The organism is Dyella sp., assembly GCF_035508675.1.
Lineage (GTDB): Bacteria > Pseudomonadota > Gammaproteobacteria > Xanthomonadales > Rhodanobacteraceae > Dyella_B.
In genome coordinates this window covers 1-5,434 of the sequence record NZ_DATJMN010000082.1, presented here as the reverse complement: position 1 = coordinate 5,434, position 5,434 = coordinate 1, and the positions used below count along the sequence as shown (strand labels likewise).

The window sequence follows — 5,434 nt, the reverse complement described above, 5'->3', positions numbered from 1 at the left end:
AAAGGGAGCAGAAATGGGGAACCCAGTTCCCGCCTGACGGGCAAGGGGGCATGCACCTCGTTTCTGAGCACTTGATCGGCTTTCAAAGCCCGAACACCCGCCGCGGGCGCGCTCCCAGAACCGAGTTTTTCAACAGAATCGGTCGGAAACGGACCTCTTCGAGATCATTGGCTACCTCGACGAACGAGAACTAATCCGGCGTCATCCTCTGGATAATGAACAAGCCCGGCAAAGTCGGTATCGATCATTGCCCCGCTTCCTAGGTACTCCCAATCCTCGGCGCCCGCTAGGTAGCTTTTGTCATCGATCGCGGCAATGACCACCCCTTGATACCGTCCGTCGATTTGGACGACATCTCCGGCAAGGATCTTCTGACCATCCTGATACTTCATGAGATGCTTCTTGCCAACAGCCCCGTTAGGTCCGCTTCGAGCGGCGGACATTTTCATTATGTGATCGCCTAGCCGCCAGGTCTAAAGTTCGGTCCAAAAATCCCATCCCATTCACCCTCCCAGCAACAGTCATAGGAGGCCTGTCCATGGATGTCCTTGATTCGTGGATCCGCACCGTGGGCCAAGAGCATTCTCGCGATATCAAACTCGCCCATACGGATAGCTATGGTGCAAAGCGGTCTCACCTCTTTCACACTGGACGTTGCAGTCGATTCCTGCCCCCAGGAGCAACCTGACAGCATTGGCATCGCCCCATGTTATGGGGGCGAAAAGCGGCGTGTTGCCAAAGATGCCGATGGACTTGACTGTCGGTCGTTCCGGGCAGCCGGCGAATTCGACAACCTCCCATACCGCAGCCAGTACATCATCAGCAGTGATGAATTCGCTCATAAACCCGCAATTCCATGTCCGTCCAAGGTCGAAGTGGACATTAACGTCTTGCCTACCTTTCGCTGAGTTGACGAAGATTCCGGCCCTTCCTTAGCTCAGCGCCATGTGAACATGGATGCTGAAGTGGCATGCAAAAGCGATATAAAAAAGATAGATAGTCAGGCCAGGTGCGCCGCCGCGTAGCAACAGAAAGTGAAAGAAGCCAAGCGTGACGTCTAAAAATACGTTTTCACTTGGCGGCAAACCAAAGCGCGAAGCGACGTGGCGGTTCCAGTACTGTGTAATCGCCGGGGCAACGCGGTGGCGAAGGATCGGTATGGACCATGCCAGAAGCTGCACTTCCAGGATCAACAGCAACCCGTCCAGTCCCACCGATCCAATCAGATCGAGCAACGGCGCAAACACGTGAAGCGTGGGGTGGCAAAGCACGATGACCGTGATGATGGTCGGTGCGATTTGGAACAGACGTCCAAACCAACGCCGCATGCTCTTCTTTGTGAAGCGAATTGAACGCATGGCTCATCGCGCCTCGACGGTTGGAATATGGGTGCTGCCTGGTTTACCGGCGAATTATATGGCTGGGATTGCTTTTGGGGTTGCACTGGCGCGGCAGCCCTTGGGACTTGCTTCGGTCTTGGCGCTCGCTGCCGGGCGCAACCTTTAAACCAAATACCCGGGAAAGACGTCCAGCACCGGCTCGCGGGTGTCAGCCATCGCCGGCTATGGCCATACGCCCGTGACTGGCGTGTCATCGGCGTGAATAGGATTCCTGCATGTCTGACTTAGGCATACAGCTGTTTCATGCAGGGTGGGCGTGGCTCGTTGGCGCCATGTTCTTGATGCCTGGCTTGTCATACGCCCAGAGCTCGCCTGCCCCGGTCGAAGTAATGATCGTCGGTGTTTACCACATGGCCAATCCTGGGCACGACTTCTATGACGTGAAGGCCGATGACGTGCTTGCACCGAAACGTCAGGTGGAGATCTCGGCCATCGCAAGCGCACTTGCCAAGTTCAAGCCAAACAAGATCGGCGTGGAATGGCCGGAGGACGTCGTCGACGTGCGCTATCCAAAGTATCTTGCGGGCACCCTTGCGCCCTCCCGCAATGAGGTGGTCCAGCTTGGATTTCGGCTGGCGAAACTCGCCGGGTCGAAAGCGGTGTACGGCATGGACGCGGATGGTGATTTTCCGTATCCGCAGCTGAAGGCTTATGCCAATACCCACGGCTTTGGCGGTCTCCTCGCCGAGCAGGATGCATTGGTTCAACGACAGGTGGCCGAGGAGGCACGCGTGCTCGCTACAAAAGGTGTCTCTGCCGAGCTGCGCCTGCTCAATGACCCGGCTCGCCTGAAAGAAGACCACGCCTTTTATCGAGCCGCCCTTCGCATTGGCGAAAACGCGGACCAACCTGGCGCAGACCTGTTGACCGCCTGGTATCGCCGTAATTTCCTTATCTGCGCAAAGCTTCTACAGCGTTCCCGGCCCGGCGACCGGATCGTAATTTTTTTCGGCGCCGGGCACGCCTACCTGTTGCGGCAATGCGTAAGCGAGACGTCAGGGTTTCAACTGGTGGAGCCGAATGACTATCTTCAGCCATAGTCGAAGCCACCAGACAACGCTTGTGAAAGCCTTCGCACACGGTGCTAGCATGCCTCATCGATCACAGCGGTGACGATTATCTGGTAACGCCGTATACCGGAGCGCGACATGGGGAAAAGGGACGATTACTGCGTGCCGGCGATCGTATTGGGCCGGGGCCCGACCGCGCTTGGCATTTTGCGTTGTCTGACGATGGTGGGTATCCCTACCTATGTCGCGTGCCCCGCATCCGATCACGTCACCCACTCGCGCTGGTATCGCCCCACACCCGGACGGGATGCATGGGATGGCTCGCTCGGGCCGCACGCCATCGAACGGTTGCGCCACATGCCGCTGCCAAAAGCCGTGCTGATTGCCGGCGCCGACGATGCGGCGCTATGGCTTACCGATCTCCCAGGCACCGAGCTGGTGTCGCGGTATTTTCTCAGCACCAGCTCGCGCGAGACGCAGGAAATCCTGCAGGACAAGTCGCGTTTTTCCGCGTTTCTGGAAAGCGTGCATGTTCCACATCCCCGCACTTTTCGCATCGAAAGCGATGCGGATATCGAGGCGATACCTTTCGACGAGCTTGACCGTGTTTTCATCAAGCCGGTTAACTCGCAAAAGTTCAGCGACGTCACCGGCGTGAAAGGCATTTGGGTAAGGCGCAAGGACGAACTGCATGCTGCATGGCGCCCCCTGCATGATCAGGGCTTTCGGCTGATGGCGCAGGAATACGTGCCCGGCACGGCGTCGGATCATTACTTTGTTGACGGCTTCCTCGATGGTCGCGGCGAGATGACTGGCTTATTTGCGCGCCAACGCATTCGTATTTCACCCCCTGACTTCGGCAACAGTTCGTACTGCCGCAGCATCCCGCTTGAACAGCTGCAAACGCCGGTCGAGGATGTCAAACGCCTGCTGGCGGCGCTTAACTATCGCGGCATTTTCAGTGCGGAATTCAAGCGCGATAAGCGCGACGGCGTTTATCGCATTCTTGAGGTCAACACGCGCGCCTGGACCTACGTGGAGTTTGCGGCACGCTGCGGCGTCAACGTTTGCGAGATGGCGTACCAGGATGCCCTTGGCTTGCCGGTGCAGAGGGCCACGCTTGATTACAAGGCCGGCGCCGGCTGCGTCGACTTCTATCGAGACATCAGCACCGTTCACGCGCAAAGCGCACAAACACGGGGCCCCCTGTGGAACATTCTGCTGCAATGGGCTGGCGCGCATTACCATTCGTTCCGCCTGGACGACCCGAAACCGGGACTGCACTTCGCCACGCAGGTTTTGACGCGGCGATGGAGCGGGCGCGCGCCGGGCTAGCCGCGTCAATGAGGGGCCGCAGGCTGCGCCGTGTTGAACGCCAACTGCGCAGCGAAAGCCCGCTGGTACGCAGGGCGTGCCTCGCCGCGCGCGGCATAGGCGGCCAGGCTGGGAAATTCATTAAGAATGCCCGATGGTCTCGTCCTGAGCAGTACCGATACCATCATCAGGTCGCCCGCGCTGAACGCGCCATCCAGCCATTCGGCAGCACCCAGGCGCGCGGAAAGCTGGCCCAGCCGATGGCGGATGCGATCCGCGACCAGAGGCAAGCGCTCCTTGCTCCAGGGCTTGTCGCCCTCCGCAAACTTGACGATGACGAGTTCAAGGATCGGCGGCTCCACCGTGTTGAGCGCGGCAAACATCCAGGTGATCGCCCGCGCGCGGGCGTTGGCGTCGTCCGGCAGCAAACCCGGATGGCGCGAGGCGATGTGGAAAATGATGGCGCCTGACTCGAACAGCACAAGGTCGCCTTCCTCATAGGTTGGAATCTGGCCGAAGGGATGCACGGCCAGGTGCGCTGGCTCCTTCATCGCGGAGAACGAGACAGCGCGAACCTTGTAGGGTTGGCCCGCTTCTTCAAGCGCCCAGCGAACACGCGTGTCGCGCGCCAGCCCCTTGCCGCCATCGGGCGACCGTTCAAAGGCAGTAATGGTGGGAATCATCGACGTCTCCTGGTGATTGTGATTGCACGGCACCATCCCCGGAAGCCATGGCACCGATGATTGGTTTCAACATGGGTTGCTATTCTTACCCTATGTGAAACGACGACGAACCGGTCGCCACCAAATCGACATGTCCCTTCGAACGCTTGGCGAGGTTAGCAGCCGACCGTACCGGAACCTTGATCCGCAGTGAGCGCCAGCAGCCTCCGTGTCGAGTTCCGGTTTCGTCATTCGTCGTCATAGCGATTGGATCGGTTCCAAAGGCACTCGCACCACTATTATCCGGAACACTCTGCAGTGGAGATTTTCCATGGCTAAGTTTGTATTCGAATTGAACCAGTCCCTGGATGGCTACATCGACCACCAGGAATTAGGGCCTCCTAATCCCTCACTCTTTCGTCACTTCGTGGAGCGGGTACGCGACCTGACGGGCATGGTGTACGGTCGCCGTATGTACGAGGTCATGCGTTATTGGGACGAAGACGCTCCTGATTGGGACGCGGAGGAACGCGCCTACGCTGCGGTCTGGCGCGGCAAACCGAAATGGGTCGTGTCGCGCTCGCTGAAGTCGGTCGGCCCGAATGCCACCCTTGTTGCCGATGACGTCGAGGCGGTGATGCGGGGGCTGAAGGCGGAGCTTGCCGGGGAACTTGAAGTGGCCGGAACCGGTCTGGCGCAAAGCCTGGGCGACCTTGGCCTGATCGATGAGTATCGGCTCTACGTCCACCCCATCGTGCTTGGTCACGGCAAGCCATTCTTCGCGGGGCCCAGGCCGCGGCTGCGCCTCGTGGCCAATGATTTAATCGCCAAGGACGTGGTCAGGTTGACGTACGCTCCTGCTTGATGGCGCGACGCGCCCCTTCAACGTTTCCCGCCGCAGCGGAGCGCAAACAGCGCGAAGGCGCACGAACTTTGGCGTTTGCACGAGTACAGTCACGTCATTGACGGGCGATTGCAGGAATGACGATGGTGGATCGTATTGGCAATCCGAATCTGCGGTCCAAGATCATGCCGGCAGACGTCGCAG

8 protein-coding genes are annotated in these 5,434 nt (G+C 59.0%); 3 read left to right on the top strand and 5 right to left on the bottom strand.

The genetic code is table 11. From position 1 onward, the window contains the following. Nucleotides 1–164: 164 nt before the first annotated feature. The 4 genes from VMA74_RS04725 to VMA74_RS04715 all read right to left on the bottom strand — a co-directional run bounded on the left by VMA74_RS04725 (nt 165) and on the right by VMA74_RS04715 (nt 1,358). Entirely contained in the window at nt 165–392 is a 228-nt protein-coding gene (locus VMA74_RS04725; protein WP_325365312.1) for a hypothetical protein, read from the bottom strand. 68 nt (nt 393–460) lie between these two features. Then, a complete protein-coding gene (locus VMA74_RS21595; protein ID WP_414649555.1) occupies nt 461–607 on the bottom strand; it encodes a hypothetical protein in 147 nt (48 codons plus the stop codon). After that, entirely contained in the window at nt 594–842 is a 249-nt protein-coding gene (locus VMA74_RS04720; protein WP_325365310.1) for an ankyrin repeat domain-containing protein, read from the bottom strand. The genes VMA74_RS21595 and VMA74_RS04720 overlap by 14 nt, the downstream gene beginning before the upstream one ends. A 90-nt stretch (nt 843–932) precedes the next feature. Continuing rightward, nucleotides 933–1,358, bottom strand: coding sequence for a hypothetical protein (locus tag VMA74_RS04715; protein WP_325365308.1), 426 nt, complete (start codon nt 1,356–1,358; stop codon nt 933–935). Nucleotides 1,359–1,615: 257 nt separating this feature from the next. Between VMA74_RS04715 and VMA74_RS04710 the strand changes: the two genes are divergently transcribed. Together VMA74_RS04710 and VMA74_RS04705 are read left to right on the top strand one after the other, a co-directional pair. After that, on the top strand, nt 1,616–2,440 hold the full coding sequence (locus VMA74_RS04710) for a DUF5694 domain-containing protein (protein WP_325365306.1): 825 nt from the start codon (nt 1,616–1,618) through the stop codon (nt 2,438–2,440). A 108-nt stretch (nt 2,441–2,548) separates the two neighbouring features. Next, nucleotides 2,549–3,745, top strand: coding sequence for a hypothetical protein (locus VMA74_RS04705; RefSeq protein ID WP_325365304.1), 1,197 nt, complete (start codon nt 2,549–2,551; stop codon nt 3,743–3,745). A 5-nt stretch (nt 3,746–3,750) separates the two neighbouring features. On the opposite strand, the gene VMA74_RS04700 is transcribed toward VMA74_RS04705, so the two are convergent. Further along, nucleotides 3,751–4,407: a glutathione S-transferase family protein gene (locus tag VMA74_RS04700; protein ID WP_325365302.1), complete on the bottom strand. Its 657-nt coding sequence runs from the start codon at nt 4,405–4,407 to the stop codon at nt 3,751–3,753. 310 nt (nt 4,408–4,717) lie between these two features. On the opposite strand from VMA74_RS04700, the gene VMA74_RS04695 reads away from it, so the two are divergent. Continuing rightward, the gene (locus VMA74_RS04695) at nt 4,718–5,251 is read left to right on the top strand and encodes a dihydrofolate reductase family protein (protein ID WP_325365300.1); all 534 of its coding nucleotides are present in this window, start codon (nt 4,718–4,720) and stop codon (nt 5,249–5,251) included. The last annotated feature ends 183 nt before the right edge of the window (nt 5,252–5,434 follow it).